15 protein-coding genes are annotated in these 22,884 nt (G+C 71.2%); 8 read left to right on the top strand and 7 right to left on the bottom strand.

Annotation, left to right across the window (positions count from 1 at the left end):
* Positions 1-61 precede the first annotated feature (61 nt).
* Positions 62-703 carry an isochorismatase family protein gene (locus tag ACE37J_RS18000; protein ID WP_409713734.1) on the top strand — a complete coding sequence of 214 codons (642 nt, stop codon included), beginning with the start codon at positions 62-64 and terminating at the stop codon, positions 701-703.
* Here the strand turns inward: ACE37J_RS18000 and ACE37J_RS17995 are convergent.
* Both ACE37J_RS17995 and ACE37J_RS17990 read right to left on the bottom strand, forming a co-directional pair.
* Positions 696-1,502 carry an SDR family NAD(P)-dependent oxidoreductase gene (locus ACE37J_RS17995; RefSeq protein WP_409713731.1) on the bottom strand — a complete coding sequence of 269 codons (807 nt, stop codon included), beginning with the start codon at positions 1,500-1,502 and terminating at the stop codon, positions 696-698. The two genes, ACE37J_RS18000 and ACE37J_RS17995, sit on opposite strands and share 8 nt — an antisense overlap.
* Positions 1,499-2,218 carry an SDR family NAD(P)-dependent oxidoreductase gene (locus tag ACE37J_RS17990; RefSeq protein ID WP_409713728.1) on the bottom strand — a complete coding sequence of 240 codons (720 nt, stop codon included), beginning with the start codon at positions 2,216-2,218 and terminating at the stop codon, positions 1,499-1,501. Before ACE37J_RS17990 ends, ACE37J_RS17995 begins: the two co-directional genes overlap by 4 nt.
* A 95-nt stretch (positions 2,219-2,313) precedes the next feature.
* On the opposite strand from ACE37J_RS17990, the gene ACE37J_RS17985 reads away from it, so the two are divergent.
* Both ACE37J_RS17985 and ACE37J_RS17980 read left to right on the top strand, forming a co-directional pair.
* A complete protein-coding gene (locus ACE37J_RS17985) occupies positions 2,314-3,516 on the top strand; it encodes an FAD-dependent oxidoreductase (protein ID WP_409713725.1) in 1,203 nt (400 codons plus the stop codon).
* 61 nt (positions 3,517-3,577) lie between these two features.
* Positions 3,578-4,327 carry a GntR family transcriptional regulator gene (locus ACE37J_RS17980; RefSeq protein ID WP_409713722.1) on the top strand — a complete coding sequence of 250 codons (750 nt, stop codon included), beginning with the start codon at positions 3,578-3,580 and terminating at the stop codon, positions 4,325-4,327.
* Between the two features lie 2 nt (positions 4,328-4,329).
* On the opposite strand, the gene ACE37J_RS17975 is transcribed toward ACE37J_RS17980, so the two are convergent.
* Both ACE37J_RS17975 and ACE37J_RS17970 read right to left on the bottom strand, forming a co-directional pair.
* Complete coding sequence (locus tag ACE37J_RS17975; RefSeq protein ID WP_409713719.1) at positions 4,330-5,025, bottom strand: DUF6946 family protein; 696 nt, start codon at positions 5,023-5,025, stop codon at positions 4,330-4,332.
* 71 nt (positions 5,026-5,096) lie between these two features.
* Complete coding sequence (locus ACE37J_RS17970) at positions 5,097-5,954, bottom strand: oxaloacetate decarboxylase (RefSeq protein WP_409713717.1); 858 nt, start codon at positions 5,952-5,954, stop codon at positions 5,097-5,099.
* Between the two features lie 162 nt (positions 5,955-6,116).
* On the opposite strand from ACE37J_RS17970, the gene ACE37J_RS17965 reads away from it, so the two are divergent.
* From ACE37J_RS17965 to ACE37J_RS17955, 3 genes are read left to right on the top strand one after another with little or no spacing between them, the layout of a single operon-like run.
* Complete coding sequence (locus ACE37J_RS17965) at positions 6,117-6,863, top strand: arylmalonate decarboxylase (RefSeq protein WP_409713714.1); 747 nt, start codon at positions 6,117-6,119, stop codon at positions 6,861-6,863.
* Between the two features lie 22 nt (positions 6,864-6,885).
* The gene (locus ACE37J_RS17960) at positions 6,886-7,839 is read left to right on the top strand and encodes a TAXI family TRAP transporter solute-binding subunit (RefSeq protein ID WP_409713711.1); all 954 of its coding nucleotides are present in this window, start codon (positions 6,886-6,888) and stop codon (positions 7,837-7,839) included.
* Between the two features lie 22 nt (positions 7,840-7,861).
* Entirely contained in the window at positions 7,862-9,718 is a 1,857-nt protein-coding gene (locus ACE37J_RS17955; protein ID WP_409713708.1) for a TRAP transporter permease, read from the top strand.
* Here ACE37J_RS17955 and ACE37J_RS17950 read toward each other — a convergent pair.
* Positions 9,715-11,007 carry a glycosyltransferase family 2 protein gene (locus tag ACE37J_RS17950; protein WP_409713706.1) on the bottom strand — a complete coding sequence of 431 codons (1,293 nt, stop codon included), beginning with the start codon at positions 11,005-11,007 and terminating at the stop codon, positions 9,715-9,717. The two genes, ACE37J_RS17955 and ACE37J_RS17950, sit on opposite strands and share 4 nt — an antisense overlap.
* A gap of 131 nt (positions 11,008-11,138) precedes the next feature.
* Between ACE37J_RS17950 and ACE37J_RS17945 the strand changes: the two genes are divergently transcribed.
* Positions 11,139-18,557, top strand: coding sequence for an SDR family NAD(P)-dependent oxidoreductase (locus ACE37J_RS17945; protein WP_409713703.1), 7,419 nt, complete (start codon positions 11,139-11,141; stop codon positions 18,555-18,557).
* Positions 18,558-18,567: 10 nt separating this feature from the next.
* Positions 18,568-19,920 carry an aminotransferase class I/II-fold pyridoxal phosphate-dependent enzyme gene (locus ACE37J_RS17940; RefSeq protein ID WP_409713699.1) on the top strand — a complete coding sequence of 451 codons (1,353 nt, stop codon included), beginning with the start codon at positions 18,568-18,570 and terminating at the stop codon, positions 19,918-19,920.
* Between the two features lie 48 nt (positions 19,921-19,968).
* Here ACE37J_RS17940 and ACE37J_RS17935 read toward each other — a convergent pair whose 3' ends face one another.
* Both ACE37J_RS17935 and xdhB read right to left on the bottom strand, forming a co-directional pair.
* Positions 19,969-20,433 (bottom strand): VPLPA-CTERM sorting domain-containing protein, encoded by a 465-nt coding sequence (locus tag ACE37J_RS17935; protein ID WP_409713696.1) that lies wholly within the window; start codon positions 20,431-20,433, stop codon positions 19,969-19,971.
* A 150-nt stretch (positions 20,434-20,583) separates the two neighbouring features.
* Positions 20,584-22,884, bottom strand: coding sequence for a xanthine dehydrogenase molybdopterin binding subunit (gene xdhB, locus ACE37J_RS17930; RefSeq protein WP_409713693.1), 2,301 nt, complete (start codon positions 22,882-22,884; stop codon positions 20,584-20,586).

Genomic DNA, 22,884 nt, shown 5'->3' with positions numbered 1-22,884 from the left:
CCTGTCTGGACAGATGCGCCGCGCGCGCCGATAGTCCCGGTCGCCAGCGAAAGGCCCGCCCATGACCGAAAGCCTCGACGCCAACTACGCCCGCGCAGGCTATCACGCGCGGCAGCAATGGGGCGCACGCCCCGCGCTCCTCCTCGTCGATTTCGCCCACGCCTATTTCGACGAGGCGTCGCCGCTCTATGGCGGGGAGGGATGCCGCGCCGCGCTCGTCCATGCGCGCCGGCTCGCCGAAGGGGCGCGGTCCGCGGGGGTCCCCGTCATCTTCACCGAAGTCGTCTACCAGCCCGGCGGGGCCGATGGCGGGGCCTTCTACGCCAAGGTCCCGGCGCTCGCCTGTTTCGAGGCGGGGCGGGAGACGCAGAAGCTCGCCGAAGGGCTCGACCGGCTACCGGGCGAGCTGATGATCTCCAAGCAATACCCCTCCGCCTTCTTCGCCACCTCGCTCGCCGCGACGCTGCGCTGGATGAAGACGGACACGCTGGTGATCGGCGGGCTCACCACCTCGGGCTGCGTGCGCGCCACCTGCATCGATTCGATCTCCCACGGATTCGTGACGTTGATCGCGGAGGAGGCCTGCGGCGACCGGGCGGAGGGGCCGCACAAGGCCAATCTCTTCGACATGAGCGCGAAATACGCCGACCTCGTCTCGACGGAGGACGCGCTCGCCTGGTTCGCCGGGCTGAAGGCTACATGATCCGGGGGGCGGCCGCGCCGTCCTCCCGCGCCGCCATCGGGTCGTCATCCCGCCAGAGCCGGGCGACGAAGCGCGCGCCGGTCACTCCCGTCGCCGCTTCCGAGGCGAGCCAGAGGATCGGGGCGCGCATGATCGAGGCGTCGAGGAGGTTCCCGTCCGCCCCGCGGGAGCCGGGCGGCAGCAGGTCCGTCGCCGTCGCCCCGCCGGGGAGGAGGACGTTGACGTCGATCCCCGTCCCCGCGAGGTCCGCCGCCCAGACGCGGCTCGCCGCCTCCAGGAACGCCTTCGAGGGCCCGTAGGGCGCGTATCCCCGCCGGACCATCGTCTGCGCCGAGGTGGAGACGTTGACGATCCGGCCCCCGCCCGCTTCGAGCATCAACGGCACGGCGGCGCGGGCCATGAGGAACGGCCCGTCCACATTGGCCGCGACGATCCGGCGCCAGGCTTCGGGCTCCGTCTCCCAGAACCGCGTCGGCGCGGTCGTGAAGGTCTCCGAGACGAGGCGCATCCCGAGCCCGGCGTTGTTCACCAGCATGTCGAGCCCGCCGAGCGCGCGCGCCGCCTCCGCCACGGCGAGCGCCGCCGCCGCCGCGTCCCCCGCATCGGCGGCGAGCGCCAGCGCGCGGCCCGGCCCGGCGAGCCGTTCGAGCGCGGCGCCCGTCTCGTCGAGGGCCGTGGAGAGGCGCGCGCCGGTGATCGCCACCGCGGCGCCCACCCCGGCCAGCGCCAGCGCCATCTCCCGCCCGAGCCCGCGCGAGCCGCCGGTGACGAGAACCCTGCGCCCCTCCACCCCTGTCATGGCATGTAGCCCCCGCCATTCACCCAGAGCACCTGCCCGGTCATGAACGCGGAATCCGGCCCGAGGAGGAAGAGGATCGGCCCGGCCACATCCTCCGGCGTCGCGAGCCGGGCGAGCGGCGTCGCCCGGGCATAGGCCGCAAGGTCGAGATCGGGGGCGGGCGCGGCGGCGCGGCCGGTGCCGCCCGTGAGGAACGGCGTCTCCACCGCCGAGGGGCCGACGGCGTTCACCCGCACTTCGGGCGCCGCCTCCAGCGCCAGCGTCTTCGTCAGCGAGACCATGCCCGCCTTCGCCGCCGCATAGGGGCCGAAGCCGGGCCGCGCCTGCGCCGCGAGGCCGGAGACGATGTTGACCATCGCGCCCCTTCGCGGCCGGAGGAGCGGCAACGCGGCCTTCGCTGCGAGAAAGGCGCCGCGGAGATTGCCGCCCATCGCCTCGTCGAACGCCGTCTCCGCCGTCTCCTCCAGCGGGCGGCGCGGCGTCATGAAGCCGGCGAGGTTCACGAAGCCGTCGAGGGGGCCAAGCCCGGTGAAGGCGGCGGAGACGCTCCCGGCGTCGAAAAGGTCCAGCGCGCGGGCGGGCCCGGCGGGCGGATGCGCGGCGAGAGAGGCCGGCAGGTCGAGCGCCGTCACCGCCCATCCCTCCGCCGCGGCCCGCACGGCGAGCGCCCGGCCAAGCGCGCCGCAGGCGCCGAGGATCGCAAGTCTTCGCTCCATCGGCGCATTTTCACGCGCCGCGCCGCCTTGTCCAGACAAATATCGCTTGACCGGACAGCGACGCCGCATACCCTCGCGGCGACGGAGGGATGCGGATGAGCAAGGCCGAGGAACGGGTTCTGGTCGCCGGAGCGGGGCCTGTCGGGCTCGTCGCTGCCGTCGCGCTGCGGGAGGAAGGGATTCCGGTGACGGTGCTCGAAGCCTCCGCCGATCTCGCGGTCGACCTCCGGGCGTCCACCTTCCACCCGCCAACGCTGGATTTCCTCTCCCTCCTCGGCCTCGCGGACGGGCTGATCGAGCGCGGCATCAAATGCCCCTACTGGCAGTTCCGGGACCGGAAGGAGGGCGAGGTTGCGACCTTCGACCTCGGCCTTCTGGCGGAGGACACCGACCATCCCTACCGGCTCCAGGCCGAACAGTGGAAGCTGACCGAGGCGGCGCGCGCGCGGCTCGACGCCGACCCGGGGGCGGAGCTGCTCACCGAGGTCACGGTCGTCTCCGCCTCGCAGGGGCACGATCATGCGGAGGCGGTCATCCGCCGGGCGGACGGGAGCGAGGAGCGGCTGCGCGGGCGGTTCCTGATCGGGGCGGACGGCGCGCGCTCCGCTGTGCGGAAATCGGTCGGCGCGGACTTCCCCGGCCTGACGATCCCCGAGATCTTCCTCTCCCTCTCCACCCCCTTCCGCTACGACGAGGCGATCCCCGGCCTCGCCGACATCGCCTACATTTCGGACCCGGAGGAATGGCTCGTCCTCCTCCGCACGCCGACGCTCTGGCGCGTCCTGCTGCCGACCGACCCCTCGCTCTCCGACGAGGCGGTGCTGGATCCGGAGATCGTCGAGCGGCGGCTTCAGGCCGTGCTGCCTACGGGCGCGCCCTACGAGGTCGCGCACAAGACCGCCTATCGCGTGCACGAAAGGATTGCGGACCGGTACGTGCACGGCCGCATCTTCCTCGCCGGGGACGCCGCGCATCTCAACAATCCGCTCGGCGGCATGGGGATGAACGGCGGCATTCATGACGCGGTGAATCTCGCGGAGAAGCTCACGGCGGTCTGGCGCGGAGCCGATCTCTCGCTGATGGGCCGCTACGAGCGGCAGCGCCGCAAGGTCGCCCTCGAGACGGTGCAGGCGCAGGCGCTCCGCAACCGCGCGATCCTGAACGAGCAGGACCCGGCCAAGCGCCGCGCGCATCATGACGACCTGCGCGCCATCGCGGCGGACCCGGCGCGCCACCGCGCCTATGTCCTCCGCTCCTCCATGATCCAGTCGCTGCGCGATCTGGAGTCCGTCGCCTGACGCTTGCGCGGCGGCGCGCCGCAGGGCTATGGCTCGCCGCCGCTTGGGGGAAGGATTTTCGATGACGGAGACTAGGGAAGAGGGCGCAAGGACGCCGCGCTATGCGGAGATCCTCCGTACGCTTCGCGAGGATATCGCCGCCGGGCGCTATCCAGTCGGCGGCTCCCTGCCGAGCGAATCCGAGCTCTGCCGCCTCTTCTCCGCCAGCCGGTTCACCGTGCGCGAGGCGCTCCGCCGCCTCCAGGAGGACGGGATGGTGGACCGGGTGCAGGGCGCCGGCAGCCGCGTTGTGCGGGACGCGCCGGCGGGCGTCTTCGTCCAGTCCTACCGCTCCGTCTCCGAACTCACGCAATATGCGCTGGAGACGCCGCTCGAACTTCTGCGCCTCGACGAGATCGAGCTCGACGCCGCCCTCGCCCCCCGCGTCGGCGGCAAGGCCGGCGAGCGCTGGTGCTTCTTCCGCGGCGTCCGGCGCACCAAGGCGAACGGGGAGGCGCTGGCGCTGATCGAGAGCTATGTGCCTCTCCGCTTCGCGCCGCGCATCCGCGAACTCGCCTCGGCGCGCGGCCCGGTCTACGCCGCGCTCGAGGCGGCGAGCGGGGAGCGGATCGTGGAGGCGATACAGGAGGTGCAGGCCCTGCCGCTCCCCTATCACGCCGCCGCCGCGCTCGGCGCCCCCGCCGGCGGCGCGGCGCTCCGCATCCTCAGGCGGTATTCCGCCGCTTCCGGCACGCTCATCGCCTCGTTCAACTGGCACCATGGCGGGGAGCGCTACATCCACCGCAGCGCGCTGACGCTGGACGGGCGGTAGGCTCAATCCAATCCGGTGTCCTGACCCCCGGCATAGGGCGATTCGCGGAACGTCGGGTCGCCCTTGGCCCATCCGATCCTGAGGGTCCCGATTTCCGGGACCTGCGCGCGAGCGGGTTCGCCCGGGCCAGGGGCCAGCCCGAAAAGCGCGGCGAAGCCGGCGAAATCTTCGAACCAGCGGCCTTGGGCGGAGAAAGACTGGACGATCATCGCGGCCTCTCGCGCACGGAAGCGCCGCGCCTCGATCAGGGCGGCCGCCGCCCGGTGCAGAAGCTGGTAGCGGATCGAGGCCGGGATCGGCGCTGCGAGGCCGAGAACCTCGCCGATCGCCGCGATCCGGGCGTGCTTTTCGGGCGAGGCGCCCTCCATCCACTCGCCGAGCGTCGGCCCGAAGGGCTCGTCGACCTTCGCCTCGACCGTCATCGTCAGAAGGCCGCCGGGAATCGAGAAGAGCGCGAAGACGTCAGACTGGCTCTCCCGCCCACCGCCAGGAAGCGCCGTTTTCCATTCCGGCGCCGCGAAGAGAAGCTCCGCGCCGAGAGGCGCCATCGCCGCAATCTCGGGCGGCGCGCCCTTCGCCGCCGTCCATGAGAGCGCTGTCGTTCGGGCCGAGTACCCGCGCCGCCATTGCTTCGCCGGGTCGGCGAGGAAGCGCCGCCAGTCCGTCGCCAGTTCCGATGGAACCAATATTCGTGTCATCGCGGTAGGATCGCCCGACCGTCGGCGTGGCGCAAAAGGGCTTCAGGGCCGCGCGATCCGTTGCGCGCCGCTCAGCCCTCCGCCCATTTCCGGTCGAAATCCCACACGTCCTGAAAGCCGACGAGCCGGCTGAACGCGCCGAAATCCTCCAGCGCCGCGCTCTCGGAAGTTCCCGTCTCCTTCAGCGCGCCGTAGGCGGCCTTCAGCGCGGCGCCGACGGCGAGGAAGCCGAGCGCCGGGTGGATGCCAATCGCGAAGCCGAGCGCCTTCAGCCGGTCGGCGGGGAGGATCGGCGTCTTGCCGCCCGGCACCATGTTGGCCATGTGCGGCGCGCCTATGGCTTCCGTCACCGCCCGCATCTCCGCCTCGCTCTCCGGCGCCTCGACGAAGACGACGTCCGCCCCTGCCGCGCGGAACGCCTCGCCCCGGCGCAGCGCCTCGTCGAGGCCGAGGACGGCGCGGCTGTCCGTCCGCGCGATGACGAGGAAATCATCGCTTTGGCGCGTATCGACGGCGACGCGGATCTTCGCCACCATGTCCTCCAGCGGCACGACCCGCTTGCCCGGCGTGTGGCCGCATTTCTTCGGGTATTCCTGATCCTCGATCTGGATCGCCGTCACCCCTGCCGCCTCGTAGGCGCGAACAGTGTGGCGTACGTTGAGGAGCCCGCCATAGCCGGTGTCGGCGTCCGCGATCACGGGCGTGGAGGTCCCCTCAACGATCCGCCGCACCCGGCTCTCCATGTCGGTGAAGGTCATCAATCCTGCGTCGGGCAGGCCGAGATGCGAAGCCGAGACGCCGTAACCGGTGACGTAGAGCGCGTCGAACCCCATACCGTCGGCGACGAGCGCGGAGATCATGTCGAAGACGCCGGGCGCGGCGATGAACTCCCCCGCCGCGATCATCCGGCGGAGTTTCGGATCGGCCATCTCTTCCTCCCGTCCCGCGCATGGCGGACTTGTCCATACAAATTCTTGGAGATTTAGGCGGCGCGCAGGATTCGGTCAACCATTGTCCATCTGTCCGGACAAATTCTTGACGCCGCCATGAAAGCTATATCTTATGCTGACGGTTGGAGAGGGAGAGCCGCAATGCCGAAGGACGCGCTGGGCTGGCGCTGCAAGTTCGCGGTCGTCGCGCCTTCCACGAACACCATCGTGCAGCCGGACATGGACTCGCTCCGCGTCCCGGGCGTGACCAACCATTTCGGCCGCATCTACGTCCCCAACATGAAGGTCGCGAGCGACGAGGATTTCGTCGCGCTGGTGGAGGCCATCGGCGCCACGCTCAACGACGCGGTGGACCGCTGCCTGACCTGCGAGCCCGACTACCTCATCATGGGCATGTCGGCCCTCATGTTCTGGGACGGCCGCGCAGCCTCCGAGGCGCGGATGCGAGCGCTGGAGGAACGCTGCGGCCTTCGCGTCTCCGCCGGCTCCTTTGCCTGCGAGGCGGCGCTGAACCTCTTCAAGGTCAGGCGGATCGCCGTCATCTCCCCGTATTTCCCGGTGTCGGACCGGAATGTGACGCGGTTCTTCGAGGATTGCGGCTTCGAGGTCGTGCGCTTCCGCGGGCTGAAATGCCCGAGCCCCGTCGCCATCGCGCAGGTCCAGCCGGACGAGTTGCGCGCCCATGTGGCGGAGATGGACGGGGACGATGTGGACGCCTTCGTGCAGGTCGGCACCAATCTCTCCATGGTGTCGCTCTGCCTCGACCTCGAGCGCGAATACGGGAAGCCGTTTGTCGCGATCAATTCCGCGACCTACTGGCACGCGCTCCGCGCGATGGGGATCGAAGACAGGTTCGGCGGCTGGGGGCCGCTGTTCGAGACGCACTGAACGAGAAAACAGGGAGACTGACATGTTCAAGACGTTCGCCGCCCGGATCCTTGACGCCGCCGCATTCGGCCTCGTCGCCTCGGCAGCCGCCGCTCAGGTGGTCGGCCTCGGCTCCACCGCGACGGGGGGGACAAGCCAGGTCGGCCGCGCCCTCGCCGCGGCGATCTCCGAGGCCGGGCCCATCCAGATGCGCCCGCAGGAGCTCGCCAACACGTCGGACTATATGCCGCTGGTGAACGCGGGGGAGATCGAGTTCGGCATCTCCAACATCGTGCAGCTGCACTACGCCGTAACGGGAACCGGCATGTCCGAGGGGCGCGGCACGCCGAACCTGATGATGGTCGCGACGCTCATGCCCTTCCGCAACGCCTATGTCGTGCGGCGTGACAGCGACATCATGAGCGTCGCCGATCTGGTCGGCAAGCGCGTGCCCGTCTTCGCCGACCGGGAGCTGGGGGATTATGTCACCCGCGGCTATTTCGCGAATGCCGGGCTCGACCTCTCCGGCGTCTCCGAAGTGCCCGTGCCGAACTTCCCGCGCATGTGGTCGAGCTTCGCGGAGGGAACGGCCGATGTCGCCATCGTCGTCGTCGGGGCCGGCAACAGCCGGGAATTCGATGCGAGCTTCGGCATCCGCTACCTCTCATTCGACGACAGCCCGGAGGCCATCGAGCGGATGCGGGAATTCCTGCCGCAGACCTATCTCCAGAAGCTCGACGCGGACAGCAACATTCCCGGCATCTCCGGGCCGACCAATGTGAACGTCTTCGACTACACGCTCTTCGCCGGCAAGGACGTCTCGGAAGACATCGTCTACGCCGCGGTGAAGGCGCTCTGGGAGCAGGAGGCCGCCGTGCTGGCGCAGGGGCCGGTCTGGGCCGGCTTCACCAAGGAGGGCATGGCGAAGGACGTGAACGTCGCCTACCACCCCGGCGCGGTGAAGTTCTACAAGGAAATGGGCGTCTGGAAGGAATAGGCCCAAGGGCGGAGGCGGCAAAATGAACGCTGGGCGGGTCGTCGCCGGGCTGTCCGCGCTCGTCGCGCTCGTCTCCGTCTTCTGGGCTTCGGGCGCGCCGCTCTTTCTCGGCTGGCGCGTCTATCCCGAACAGGTGCTGATCGCGGCGCTGGCGCTTGCGCTGGCGCTCGCCTTCCTGACGCGGCCGGGCGGGGCGCCCGGCCTCTCCCGCCTCCTCGCCCTCGCTTCGCTCGGCTTCGGGCTCTGGCTCGCGATCCGGTTCCAGGAACTGGCGCAGAACGTCTTCTACCATCCGGAGGAGGCGCTAGCCGTCTCTATCCTCGGTCTCGTCCTCATCCTGGAGGCGGTGCGGCGGACGATGGGATGGGCGCTGATCGCCATCCTGGGAATCGTCTGTCTCTACGCCCTCGTGGCGGACCAGATGGCCGGGCCGCTTCAGAGCAAGGCGATCCGGTGGGACCGGCTCCTCACCTTCCTCGTGCTCGACAGCGCCTCGCTCGCCGGGGCGGCGCTCTCCATCGCCGTCGCCGTCGTCGTGCCATTCCTGATCCTCTCCCAGCTCCTGCTCGCCACCGGAGGCGCGGGGTTCTTCTCCGATCTCTCGATGGCGCTCGCCGGTCGGCGGCGAGGGGGGGCGGGGAAGATCGCCATTCTCGGCTCGGCCTTCTTCGGCTCGGTCTCTGGCAGCGCGGTCGCCAATGTCGCCTCCACCGGCGCCGTGACGATCCCGATGATGAAGTCCGGCGGCTACAAGCCCAAGACGGCCGCGGCGATCGAGGCCTCCGCGTCCACCGGCGGGCAGCTCATGCCGCCGATCATGGGCGCCGCCGCCTTCCTCCTCGCGGAGACTTTGCAGGCCTCCTATGTCGAGGTCATGCTGGCGGCGCTCGTCCCCAGCCTCCTCTACTATTTCAGTCTCTTCGTCTTCGCCGATTCCGAGGCGGGGCGGCTCGGCGTGGAACGGGTCGAGGAATCGCGAATACCGCCGCTCACGCGGGTCCTGGGGCGCGGCTGGTTCGTCTTCCTGCCCTTCGTCGTGCTCGTTGTCGGGCTCTTCGCCCTGAACCTCAGGCCCGAAAGCGCAGCCCTTCTCGCGGTGCTGGCGCTCTTCATCCTCTCGCTCCGGCTCAGCTATGACGGGCGCCGCGCGACGCTGCCGACGATCGGGACGACGCTTGTGGGCGCAGGCAAGGCGGCGGTGGAGATCATCCTGATCTGTGCGGTGGCGGGGATGATCATCGGCCTCGTCGCCCGGTCCGGCCTTTCCTTCGGGCTCGGCTTCTTTCTCGTGCAGCTCGGCAAGTCGAGCCTCCTGATGCTCCTCCTCGTCACCGCCGCGGTCTGCATCGTGATGGGAATGGGGCTGCCGACCGTCGGCGTCTATCTCCTCCTCGCCTCGCTCGCCGCGCCGCCGCTGGTGCAACTCGGGCTCGAGCCGATGTCGGCGCATCTCTTCGTCCTCTATTTCGGCATGCTCTCGATGCTCACCCCGCCTGTCGCCATCGCCGCCTTCGTCGCGGCGAACATGGCGAAGGCGCCGCCGATGGCGACGGGGTGGGAAGCGGTGCGGATAGCCTGGCCGGCCTATCTCATCCCCTTCCTCTTCGCCGCCTCGCCGGAGCTGATCCTGATCGGCGAGCCGCTCGACGTGGCGGTGACGGTGGCGACCGCGCTGCTAGGCGTCTGGCTCGTCACCGGCGCGGTGGCGGGGTTCCTCCTGCGCCGGATCGACGGGGCGGAACGCTGGCTTCTCGCCGCCTGCGGCGTGGCGATCCTCCTGCCGCACGGCGCGATGGAAGGGGCGATCTGGGTTAACCTCGCGGGCGGCGCGCTGGCGATCGGGTTCTGGGCGACGCGCCTGCGCCGCCGGGCGGCCTAGAACCGGATGGGCGGAAGCCTGCTGCGGTCTTTGAACACGAACTCATCGAGCCGGGAGAGGTCCCGCCACGGGCTCTCGAACCGGTCCCGCCGCCAGAGCGTGCCGTGACGGAGCCGCAGCATCGCGCGCTCCCGCTGGCGGGCGAGAAAATACGGAAGCGAAAAGGCCCGGCGCCGCGACGCTCCCTCGTGATGGATAAGGACCGCCCGCGGGTCGAGCGCCGTCTCCCAGCCCGCCGCGCCCGCGCGAAGGCAGAAATCCACATCGTTGAAGGCGACGGGAAAGGCCCGCGCGTCGAACCCGGACGCCGCCTCCCAAGCCTCCCTCCGTACGAGCATCGCCGCCGCCGTCACCGCCTCGCGCAGATGCGGAGCCGCCATGCGGCCGCAAAGGCCGGGCGCATTCTCCGCCGCGCCCTTCAGCTCATGCCCGGCGACGCCGCCATGACCGACGATCACGCCCGCATGCTGTATCGTCCGGTCCGGGAAGAGGAGCTTCGAGCCGACGATCCCGATTCCGGGCGCCGCCAGCGTCTCCTCCATCGGGCGGAGCCAGCCGGGCGCGGGGGCGGAAATGTCGTTGTTGAGGAGGAGGAGCGCCCGCGTCTCCGGCCATGCGGACAGGGCCAGCTCCGCCCCGCGGTTGACCATCGCCGCGAAGTTGAAGGGCGCAGGGCGGCGCTCCACGATGGTCCGCTCCCGGCGGGAGAGCGCGGCGTAGAGCGCGAGCGTCTCCGCATCGTCGCTGCCGTTGTCCACGATGACGAGCGCGGGCGGTTCCGGCTCCCCGTCCAGCGCGGCGAGCGCGGCGCGAAGGAGGGCGGGGCTGTTCCTGTTCGGAACGATCGCTGCGACGGGGCCGATCGGCGGGCGCGCGGGCGGCGGGGGAGCGGGCCCTTCCTCTCCCGGTCCGAGGATCACGGCCGGATAGGGCAGGTGGGCGACGCGCATATCCCGCGAGAGGAGCGAAGCCGGGCGCGCGCCGGCGGCGAGCGCGGCGGCGCCCTCCGGGCCGAGCGCGCGCTCACGGAAGAAAACCGCCCTGCCGGCATAGTCGATCCGCTCCAGCAACAACGGGTCGAAACAGGGCTTGAACCGCGGCGCAGCATCTTCGCCAGCCGCGTCGTCGGCGATCACCGCCCCGGCCTCCGGCGGCGCGACGGCCAGAAGCCGCGACGCGCCGGGCGCCAGACTGTCGCCCGCACGCAGACCGTGCGCCCAGCCGGGCGGCGCCGGCCCGTCCCCGCCCGGCCCGGCGCGCCAGATCGCCGCGGCGCAGCCCGTCTTCACGCTTGCCCCGCACAACCGCCGGGATAACCATGAGTCCCATGACGTTTCGTTTCAGGATGCAGCAGTTGTTGATTGGCCATCACCGCCCCAGCCCTGTTGTTACTTGCTGTCCGAGGGGTTAGGACGAAACCATGAGCGCTCAGTCCAGCAAGCCGGCGGTTGACGTCGCGATTTCGGGTTATTCCTGCCGGCTGCCTCAGGCCTCCGACGCTGAGGCGTTCTGGCGCGTCCTCGAAGAGCGGCGCTGCGTCATCAGCGAGGTGATGGAGGATCGCTGGGCCAAGGCGCTCTTCGCGCATCCCGACAAGGCCGCGCTCGGCCGCTCCTACACCTTCGCGGCCGGACAGGTGGAGGACATCTGGCGGTTCGACCCCGGCTTCTTCGGCGTCTCGCCGCGCGAGGCGGTGCAGATGGACCCGCAGCAGCGCCTGCTGCTCATGGCGGTGTGGGAGGCGGTGGAACATGCCGGGCTGACACCGGAGACGCTCTCGCGCGGGCGCACCGGCGTCTATGTCGGGGCCTCGGCCTCGGATCATTCCTTCACCTTCCTCGGCGACCCCTCGTCGGTGGACGCGCAGTTCATGACGGGGAACACGCTTTCCATCGTCTCGAACCGCATTTCCTATCTCCTTGATCTCAAGGGGCCAAGCTACACGGTCGACACCGCCTGCTCCTCCTCATTCTACGCGATGCACCAGGCGGTCCAGGCGCTGAAGTCGGGGGAGATCGACACGGCCATCGTCGGCGGCGTGAACGCGCTGCTCTCACCCTTCTCCTTCATCGGATTCAGCCGGGCGACGATGCTTTCGCCCGTGGGCCTCTGCAAGGCGTTCGACGCCTCGGCGGACGGATATGTCCGCTCCGAAGGCGCCGTCGTCTTCGTATTGCGGCGGATGGACCTCGCCCATGCGGCGGGCGACCCGGTGCGCGGCGTGATCGTCGGCTCCGGCGTCAACTCCGACGGCCGGACCGTCGGCATGGCCATGCCATCGGCCGAGCGGCAGGCCGCGCTCCTGATGCAGATCCGCCGCGAGGCGCAGTTCGACCCGGACGATCTCGCCTTTCTCGAATGCCATGGCACAGGCACCCCGGTGGGCGACCCGATGGAGGCGCACGCGATCGGGGAGGTGTTCGGCCGCGCGCGGGCGAAGCCTCTGCCGATCGGTTCGGCCAAGACGAATTTCGGGCATCTCGAGCCCGCCTCCGGGCTCGTCGGCCTCCTCAAGGCGCAGATGGCGCTGGAGCGCAGCGTTTATCCCGCCTCGCTCCACCTGAAGGAGCCGAACCCGAACATCGCCTTCGACGATCTCAACCTCGAAGTCGCGGCGGAGCCGCTGGAGATCGAGGCGCGGGAGCGGCCGTGGCTCGCGGGCGTCAATTCCTTCGGGTTCGGCGGCGCGAACGCCCATGTGCTGATCCGCCAGCCGGAGCCCGGCGAGGCGCACCCCCCAGCCCCAGCGCCCCGCGCCCGCGCGCTCATCCTCTCCGCCGCGAGCCGGGAGAGCCTGGCGGAGATGGTGACGCGCTGGCGGGAGCGGCTCGGAACGGCGGAGGAGGCTGAGGCTGACCTCCTCGTCAACGCCGCCGCCCACCGGCGGAGTCGCGCAGCGCATCGCCTCGTCGCGCTTGGCGACGGCGCGGCGGAGATCGCAGCCAGCCTCGCCGCGCATGAAAGCGGCTCTCAGCCGGCGATCACCGGGCAGCGCGTCGGACGCGGCGAGAAGACGGCTTTCGTCTTCGGCGGCAACGGATCGCAATGGGCCGGGATGGGCCTCGACCTCTATCAGGAGAACCCGGCCTTCCGCGCCGCCTTCGACGAGGTCTCGAGGCTCTTCAAGGAAAAGTCCGGCATCGACCTTTCGGCGCTGCTCGCCTCGGACGAACTGGGCGAGCTGCTGGTCGAAAGCCGCGTGGCGCAGCCGATCCTCTTCGCCGTGCAGGTCGGCGTCGTGAAGGCGCTGGAGGCCGAGGGGCTGAGGCCCGACGCCGTCGCCGGCCATTCGGTGGGCGAGGTCGCCGCCGCCTGGGCCGCGGGTGTGCTGACGCTGAAGGACGCCGTGCATCTCATCCGCACACGCTCCACCGCGCTCGAATTCATGCGCGGCATGGGCGGCATGGCCGCCGTCCTCGCCGGGGAGGAGGCGGTGGAGGAGGCTCTGGCCGAGTATGGCGACGCCTCGATAACCGTGGCGGGGGACAATTCGCCCCGCTCCTCCACCATAGCCGGCCCGGTGGAGAGCCTGAAGGGCTTCGCCAAGTTCGCGCGGAAGAAGCGCATCGCCGCGAAGCTCCTGGACATCGACTACCCCTATCACAGCCCGGCGATCGACCCGATCCGCGCAAGGCTGATTGGGGACCTGTCGGACCTCGCGCCGCGGGAGGGCCGGGCGGTATATGTCTCCTCGACCAGCGGGCGAGAGGCGCCGGGCGTCGCGCTCGACACCGAATACTGGTGGCGCAACGCCCGCCAACCTGTGCGCTTCCGCGAGGCGGTGGGCGCGCTGGCGAAGCTAGGCTGCGGCGTCTTCGTGGAGATCGCGCCGCGCCCCGTGCTGCAATCCTATGTCACCGACACGCTGGAGCAGCTGGGCTGGGGCGCCGCGGTCGTCACGACGCTGGAGCAGAATCCGCGAACGCCGCTCACAGCCGCCGCCATCGCAGCGCGCGCGCTCGCGCACGGCGCCCGCCTCGACGATTCGCGCTTCTTCGGCGCGCCCGCGCCCTATCGCGGCGGGCTGCCGGGATACGCCTGGCGGACGAGCGAGTTCCGGATCCAGCCGAGCGCGGAGGCAGTGGATTTCTTCGGCCTCGGCGGCGTCGCGCCGCTTCTCGGCGCGCGGCTGAGGGCGGGCGAGGGCGTCTGGCGCTCGGTGATCGACGTCGCGCTCCATCCCTGGCTCGCCGACCACAAGGTGGACGGCGCGATCGTCTTCCCCGCCGCCGGCTTCGCGGAAATGGCGCTCGCCGCCGGGCGGGAGATCCACGGCGCGGCCGAGCTTTCGGAATTCGAGATCATTCGGCCCATCGTCCTTGACGACGGCGCCGCGGTCGAGGCGCGGACGAGCCATGATTCGAGCACCGGGCAGATCCGGATCGAAAGTCGCCGCCGCCTCGCCGGCGGCGAATGGGGCCTGAACGCCTTCGGCACGCTGCGCCGCACGCCGCCGGGCGAGGCCGCCGTCTCGCCGGGCGAGATACGCGGCGCCGTGAAGTTGAGCGGGCGTCAGCTCTACCAGTCGCTCGAAGGCTACGGCCTCGCCTACGGGCCCGCCTTCCAGCGCATACGGTCGCTCAAGGTAAACGGCGTCTCCGCCGAGGCGCAGCTGACGGAGGGCGCGGCGCCGGAGCCGGGCCTCGCGCTCGATCCGACCCTGCTCGACGGTGCGATGCACGCCATCTTCCCGCTCATCCGCCGCGCGGCAGGTGACCGGGCGCTAAGCCCCGGAACAGCTTTCCTGCCGGTGCGCATCGGCCGCATCCGGCTCTACGGGCGGTCGGAGCCAGCCGCCGCCGCGCATGTGCGGCTCGTGAAACTCAGCCCCCGTGGGGCGGAGGCGGCGCTCGACCTCCTGAGCGCGGAGGGCAGGCTCGTCGCCGCCGTGTCCGGCCTGCGACTCAAGGCCGTGCGCCTGACCCGCGGGGCGCGGGAGACGGGCCGCGTCTGGCGACAGGCGATGATCCGTCTGCCCGATGAGGGCGGCGCGGCGCGCCCGGAAGCTTGGGAGGATCCCGCAGCGCGGCTCCGCGCGCTCGACCTCGTGGCGTCCGAGGCGCCGGAGCCGGATGTCGGCTCGCTCCTCGTCGACGCGCTCTCCCGCCGCCTCGCCTGGGATCTGGCGCATCGTTTCGCCGAAGCCGGAACGCGCCGGGTGGACATCGCCGCAGCGCTCGAGCTCGATCCGTCGGCCCGCCCGCTCCTCGCCCGCGCCATGCTGGCGCTGGAGGAGGACGGAGCCTTCGAGGCCGAGGCGCTCGGCGCCGGCCGGCTTGCGGCCGAGTGCCCCTATCCCCCGGTCGAGGAGCTGGCGCTGGCGCTGGCGGAAGAGGCGCCGGCGCGGGCGGAGGAGCTGATGGCGCTCCTCCGGCTGGAAGCGGAGCTTCCCGCCCTTCTCTCTGGCGGCCTCCGCGAAAGCGCCCCGCCCCAGGCTGCGGCGGACATCGCGCCGGCCTCCCGCGCCGTCTGGGCGGCCACGGAGCGCGCGTTCTCCGACATCGTCTCAAACTGGCCGGCCCGCCAGCGCCTGAGCGCCCTCATCGTCGGCGCCGCTCCGGCGGGCGTCGCCGTGCGCCTCGCCGCCGCGCCGGCGCTCGATAGCCTGGTCGTGACCCATCCCGACCCGCGCGTGGTGGAGACCATGCGGCAGACTCTCCCGGCCTCGCCCCGGCTCGCCATCCTCCCGTTCGAGGCGGCGACTGACGCGACACATGACGTTGTTCTCTCCGCCGACGCGCTCCATCGCCTGGGGCGTGAGGGGCTCTCCGCCCTTTCCCGCGCGATCGCCCCCGGCGCGCTGCTCCTCGCGGTCGAGCGTGCGCCGGACCTCGCCTCGGACCTCCTGCAGGGCGCGGCGGAAGAATGGTGGGCCGCCTCGCTGACGCCGGAGGCGCCGGTCGGCCGGCGGATGCCGGCGGAAGACTGGCGCGCCATGCTGGAGGAGGCCCGGCTCGAGGCGGCGGAAGCGCTGCCGCTGCGGGAGGAGAGGACGGAGCTATTCGCCCTCGTCGCGCGCGGCCGGCGCGGGCTGGCCGCCGCTCATGCCGAGCCGGGGCGGAAGGGCGTCGTCGTCGTCCTGCACGGGGCGGAGGAGGCCGCCGCCGCGGCCGAGATCGAGGCGGCGCTGGCCGCCGTCGGCCGCGAGGTCAGGCTCGCGCCGGGCGGCGTCGCGCCTGACGGGATCGAGGTCGGCTGGGAGGCTGTGTTCCTCACCGGCCTCTACGCCCCCGGCTCCGAAATGGAGCGCGCCGCGGCGCGCGTCGCGGCCGTGAAGGCGGCGCTGACAGGGCCTCGCCCCGCACGGTTCTGGATCGTGACGCGCGGCGGCCGCCCCGCTGCAGCGGATGGCGCGGAGGCGCGGAGCGCGGCCGAAGCGGCGCTGCACGGTCTCGGCCGCGTTCTCGCCAACGAACCCGGCCAGCCTGAAATCCGCATACTCGACTTCGACCCGGCGATGGAGACGGAACGGCTCGTCGGCCATCTCTGCGAGGAGCTCGCCGCCCCGGGCGAGGAGCGCGAGATCGTGCGGGACGATGCGGGCCGCGCCGCACCCCGGATCGAGGCGGGGCCGGATCTTCCCGCCCTCGCCGCGCGCGCCCGGCTCGGCGCGGAGGCGGCGCGGGTGCTGGAGATCGGTCAGCAGGGCGCCTTCGACAGCCTGCGCTGGGCCAATGCGGCGCGCCGCGCGCCGGCGCCGGACGAGGTGGAGATCGAAGTCCGCGCCGCCGGCCTGAACTTCCGCGACGTGATGTGGGCGCAAGGCCTTCTGCCCGAGGAGGCGCTGGAGGACGGCTTCGCCGGCGCGACGCTCGGCATGGAATGCGCCGGCGTGATCGCCCGCGCCGGGGCGGCGAGCGGCCGGCAGGTCGGGGAGGCGGTGATCGCCTTCGGCCCCGCCTGCTTCGCGACCCATGCGACCATCCCGGCCAGGGCCGTCGCCCCGCTGCCCGCGGGCACGGATTTCGACACGGCCGCCGCGGTGGCGACGATCTTCATCACGGCGCAATACGGCCTCGTGGAACTGGCGCATCTCCGATCGGACGAGACAGTTCTGATCCATGGCGGCGCCGGCGGCGTCGGCCTCGCGGCGATGCAGATCGCCCGGCGGATCGGCGCGCGCATCCTCGCTACGGCGGGTTCCCCCGCGAAGCGGCGGCTGCTGAAGGCGCTCGGCGCCGATGCGGTGTTCGACAGCCGGTCCCTCGCCTTCGCGGACCAGGTGATGGCCGCGACCGGCGGAGAGGGCGTGGACGTGGTGCTGAACTCGCTTTCGGGCGAGGCGATGGAGCGCTCGCTCGCCTGCCTCCGGCCCTTCGGCCGCTTCGTCGAACTCGGCAAGCGTGACTATTACGCCAATTCCCCGCTCGGGCTGCGGCCCTTCCGGCGCAATCTCACCTATTTCGGCGTGGACGCCGACCAGCTCCTCTCCGCCCGTCCCGAACTGGCGGACCGGCTCTTCCGCGACCTGGCCGAAGGCTTCGAATCTGGCGCCTTCGCGCCGCCGCCGGTGCAGGTTTTCGAGGCGGAGGAGGCGGTGGACGCCTTCCGGCTGATGCAGAAATCCGGCCATGTCGGCAAGATCGTGATCCGCCCGCCCTCGGCGCCGGCCCCGGCTCCCGCCGCGGCGCCGGAGATCGGCGAGGGCGGCTGGCTCGTCGCCGGCGGAACGGGCGGCTTCGGCTTCGAGACGGCCCAATGGCTCGCCGCGAAGGGCGTGAAGCGGCTCTGGCTCGTCTCCCGCTCTGGCGCGCCGGCGAAAGAGAGCCGCGCCGCGCTGGCGCAGATGCGCCGCGCAGGCGCCGAGGTCACATTCCACGCCGCCGACATTGCGGACGAACGCGCCCTCGCCGACCTGATGGCCGGGATCGCGGCGGAGGGCGTCCCGCTCAGGGGAGTCGTCCATTCCGCGATGGCGCTCGACGACGCGCTCTTCGAGACGCAGGACGCCGCGCGGATGGAGGCGGTGATGCGCCCGAAGATCGCCGGCGCGGACCTGCTGGACCGGACGACCCGCGGCCTCGGGCTCGACCATTTCATCGTCTATTCCTCGGTGACGACGCTCTTCGGCAATCCGGGGCAGTCGGCCTATGTCGCCGCCAACGCCGCGCTCGAAAGCCTCATGGCCTCCCGCCGCGCGGCGGGCGAGCCGGGCCTCGCCGTCGGCTGGGGCCCCATCGCCGATGTCGGCGTCCTGGCGCGGGACGAAGCGGTGCGCGAGATGCTCTCGAAGCGGATGGGCGGAACGCTGCTCACCGCCTCGGAAGCGCTGGAAGGATTGGAGACGATCCTCGCCGCCGGCGCGCCGGAGCCGGCGGTCACCTGGGCCCCGCTCCGCTGGGGCATGCTCGCCGCGGACCTGCCGCTGATGAAGACGCCGCTCTTCGAGCGGGTCGAGACGGCGCGGGAGGCCGGCGGCGGAGAGGGCGCGATCGACCTCGCCGCGATGATCGACGGGCTGGATGACATGGCCGCGCTCAAGGCCATCATCGAGTTCCTCGCGGCGGAGACGGGACGCATCCTCCGCCAGCCGCCGGGCGAGCTGGACCCGCGCAGGCCGCTGACCGAGATGGGCTTCGACAGCCTGATGGCCGTCGACCTCAAGATGGCGGTGGAGGAGCGGATCGGCGCCACGCTCCCGCTCATGTCCCTCTCCGAAGGGGTCGGCCTCGCCGACCTCGCGCGCAAGCTGCTTGACGAAGCGCGCGGCCGCGCCGCCGCCTCCGACGGCGCGGCGGTCAACGCCGTCGTGGCCCAGCATGTCGCCGGCGCCATCGATGAGGACGACCGGAAGGTGGTCGAGAAGCTGGCGCGCCAGGCGGAGAGCCTGAAGGGATGAGGGGCTGCGCATGACGGCGATCGACAAGGACCGGCACGCGCTGGTCGACCGGCTCCGCAAGGTGCGCGAGGCGCGGGCGCGCGGCGGGCGCCCCGCGCCTGCGCCCGCTCGCGCCGCCGGCGCTGCGCCGAAGGCGTTCGATTTCTCCACCCTGCCGATCTTCGAGCAGATGCGGTTTCAGGAGGCGGTAGGCCGCAGCCTCGGCATCGGCACGCCCTTCTTCCGCCAGATCGACTCGCGGGAGGGCGCGCGCTGCGTCATCGACGGCGAGGAGCGGATCAACTTCGCCTCCTACGATTATATCGGCCTCGGCTCCCATCCGGAGGTGCGCCGCGCCGCCGTGGCGGCGGCGGAGGAATGGGGCGTCTCGGCCAACGCCTCGCGCCTTGTCGGAGGCGAGCGGCCCTATCACGGCGCGCTGGAGCGGGCGCTGGCCTCCGCCTACGGCGTCGACGCCGCGGTGGCCATGGTCTCCGGCCATGCCACGAACGTGACGACGATCGGCGCGATGATCGGGCCGAAGGACCTGATCCTGATGGATCAGCTCATCCACAACTCGATCTCGGAGGGCGCGCGGCTTTCCGGCGCGGCGCGGCTCACCTTCCCCCACAACGATTTCGACTGGGTGGACGAGACGCTCGCCCGCGTGCGCGACCGGTACGAGCGCGTGCTGATCGTCGTCGAGGGCCTCTACTCGATGGACGGCGACTTCCCCGACCTTCCCCGCTTCGTCGAGATCAAGGCGCGGCACGGCGCCTGGCTGATGGTGGACGAGGCGCACGCCTTCGGCGTCCTCGGCGCGACGGGGCGGGGGCTCGCGGAGCTTCAGGGCGTCGATCCGCGCAGCGTCGAGATCTGGATGGGCACGCTCTCGAAGACGCTGGCCGCCTGCGGCGGCTATGTCTGCGGTTCGGAGGCGCTGATCGCCTATCTGAAGCACAAGGCCCCGGGCTTCGTCTTCTCCGTCGGCCTCGCAGCGCCCGTCGCCGCGGCGGCGGAGGCGGCGGTGCGGGCGATGCTGGCGGAGCCGGAGCGCGTGGCGCGGCTCCGCGCCAACGGTCTCCGCTTTCGCGAGCGGGCGGCGGCGGCGGGCCTCGATGTCGGTCTCTCCGAGGGCTACGCCGTCACCCCCGTCATCATCGGGGACAGCCCGCGCGCCGTCGTCGCCGCGGACATGCTCTTCAAGCGGGGGATCAACGCGCTCCCCATCATCTTCCCCGCCGTGCCGGAACAGCAGGCCCGCATCCGCTTCTTCCTCACCTCGGACCATGATGAGGCGGAAATCGACCGCGCGGTCGACGAGACGGCGGAGGTCGTGAAGTCGCTCGAAGGCGTCGATCTCTTCGCGAGCCTCAGGGACTAGGGCGAGACGGGGCGGGGCGAGTGTGGAGGGCCCCCGCCCCGCCCGCCCTCACGCGGCGGCGGGGGATCGGCGCCGCGATGCGAAACCGAGCGCGCCCAGCGCGCCCAGCATGAGCCATATTCCGGCCGGGAGCGGCACGGCGCCAACGAGCGGCTGCGCCTCCGGGTCGAAGACGCGGAAGTCGAAGACGCCGGGGATCGGCGCGATCACGTTCGGGCCGCCCCGAAAGTTGATCGCTGGGCTGGTCGCATCGGAGATGCCGGCGATCGCGCTGAAATTGACGACCTCGTCGTAGAAGACCGGCCCCGACGGCGAGAAGAACGTGAAGCCGGAGAAGCCGGTCAGCTCGTCGAGCGAGAAGAGCATGTCGCCGTCGGCGTCAAGGAAGTCGATGTCGTAGTTCGAGAATATGGAAGCCTGAGAGACGGCTTCGAGCCGAAGCGAGGCCGCCTCCGCAGCGCCGCCGGCGGCGGCGGCGATTGGGGCGAAAAATACGATCGCTGCGGGTTTCATCCTGTGCTCCCTCTGCTGTCGGCGCCCCGACATGGCCGACAGGAAGCAAGCTAATCCGCAGGCGCCGCGGCGATAACCTCCGCCGCGGCTGTCGATTCGTTACGCGACGCTCAACCCTGAGGCGGCGTCAGCTCCGCCCGGATCCTGCGGTCAGGGGAGCGCCATCAGCACGCGCTCCGGGGTCGCCGGCGCGTGGAGCGGCGTCCAGGCGCCGGCGGCGGCGGAGGCCGCCTCCTCGATGGCGAGGAAGGCGGAAATGCCGAGCATCAGCGGCGGCTCGCCCACCGCCTTGGAGCGGCGGATCGTCAGCTCCCGGTTCTCCCCCTTCGCCCAGAGCCGCACGCTCAAGTGCTCCGGCCGGTCCCCCGCCGTCGGGATCTTGTAGGTGGAGGGGGCGTGGGTGCGGAGCCTGCCCGTGGCGTCCCAGTCCAGCTCCTCCGTCGTCAGCCAGCCGACGCCCTGAATATAGCCGCCTTCGACCTGCCCGAGATCGATGGCCGGGTTCAGCGAGCGCCCGACATCGTGGAGGATGTCGGCCCGGAGCAGCCGGTACTCGCCGGTCAGCGAATCCACCAGCGCCTCCGTCACCGCGGCGCCGTAGGCGAAGTAATAGAACGGGCGGCCCGAAACCGTCGCCCGGTCCCATGCCAGTTTCGGCGTGGCGTAGAACCCGGTCGCGGCGAGGGAGACGCGGGCGAAATAGGCGGATTTCACCGCCGCCTCCCAGGTCGTCTCCCCGCCCTGCCAGACGATCCGGCCCTTGTCGAAGATCGCAAAGCCGGCGCCGAGATGCGCGGCGAGGCGGGCCTTGATCTCCTCGCAGGCCTTCTTCACCGCCATGCCGTTCATGTCGGAGCCGGAGGAGGCGGCGGTGGCGGAGGTGTTCGGCACCTTGTCCGTCCGCGTTGCGCTGATCCTCACGCGCTCCGGGTCGAGCCCGAACTCCGCAGCGGCGACCTGCTGGACCTTGCGATAGAGCCCCTGACCCATCTCCGTCCCGCCATGGTTCAGGAGCACCGAGCCGTCCTGATAGACGAGCACGAGCGCGCCCGCCTGGTTGAGATGCGTGGTGGTGAAAGAGATGCCGAACTTGACCGGGGAAAGCGCGATGCCCCGCTTCAGCACCGGGCTTGCCTCGTTCCAGGCCGCGATATCCGCGCGCCGGGCGGCGTAGTCCGCGGCCTCGGCCAACTCCTCCACGATCTCCTGGATCACGCAATCCTCGACCATCATGCCGTAGGGCGTGAGGGAGCGTGTCGGCATCGCGCCCATCGGCGCGTAGAAATTGCGCCGCCGCACCTCCAGCGGGTCGAGCCCCGTCTCGGCCGCGACATGGGCGATGAGCCGCTCCGCGCCGAGCACGCCCTGCGGGCCGCCGAAGCCGCGAAAGGCGGTCATCGAGCAGAGATTGGTGCGGCAGCGATGCGAGACGATCTCCGCCGCCGGATAGAAATAGGCGTTGTCGGCGTGGAACATCGCCCGGTCGGCGATGGCGGCGGAAAGGTCCGCCGACCAGCCGCAATTCGCCCATTGCTCGAACCGGACGCCGAGGATGCGCCCTTCCGCGTCGAACCCGGCCTCGTAATCGATCCGGAACGGATGCCGCTTTCCGGTCAGGATCATGTCGTCGTCCCGGTCGAGCCGCAGCTTCGCCGGCTTCCCCGTGATCCGCGCGGCGAGCGCGGCGGCGACGGCGATGAGGTTCCCCTGGGTCTCCTTGCCGCCGAAGCCGCCGCCCATCCGGCGCACCTCCACGGTGATCATGCTGGAGGGTAGGTTCAGGTTGTGGGCGATGACGGCCTGCACCTCCGAGGGATGCTGCGTGGAGGAGAGGACATGGAGCGCCCCGCCCTCCTCCGGCGTCACGACCGCGACCTGCCCTTCGAGATAGAAATGCTCCTGCCCGCCGATCTCGATCCGCCCCTTCGCGCGCATCGGCGCGGCGTCGATGGCGGCCCGCGCATCCCCCCGCGCCATGCGGTAGGGTTCGGAGAGGAAGGAGCCGGCGGCGACCGCGTCGTCGATGGTCAGGATCGGCGGCGCCGCCTCATAGTCGATCCGCGCCAGCCGCGCCGCGAGCCGCGCCGCCTCACGGCTCGTGGCGACCACGGCGAAGAGGCACTGGCCGTGGAACATGATCTCCGCGCTCTCGCCCGTCTCGGAAAGCGCGAAGGCCGGCTCGTCATGGACGACCGGCCCGGTGTCGTTGATCCCCGGAACGTCCTCCGCCGTCAGCACATGCAGGACGCCCGGCGCGGCGCGGACGGCGGAGAGATCGGCGGAGAGGATGCGCCCGCGCGCGACCGTGGAAAGGCCAAGCGCGAGATGGACCATGCCGGGCGGCTCCGGCAGATCGTCGGCATAGCGCGCCTCGCCCGAGACATGGGCGAAGGCGCTGTCATGGGGAAGGGCTTCGAGCGTCTTGCCGGCTTCGAAGCCCGTTCCGTCCAT

This window comes from Pikeienuella sp. (genome assembly GCF_046290545.1).
GTDB lineage: Bacteria > Pseudomonadota > Alphaproteobacteria > Rhodobacterales > Rhodobacteraceae > Pikeienuella.
Note: the sequence above shows the minus strand (reverse complement) of the source record. Positions and strands in the feature narration are given on the sequence as shown.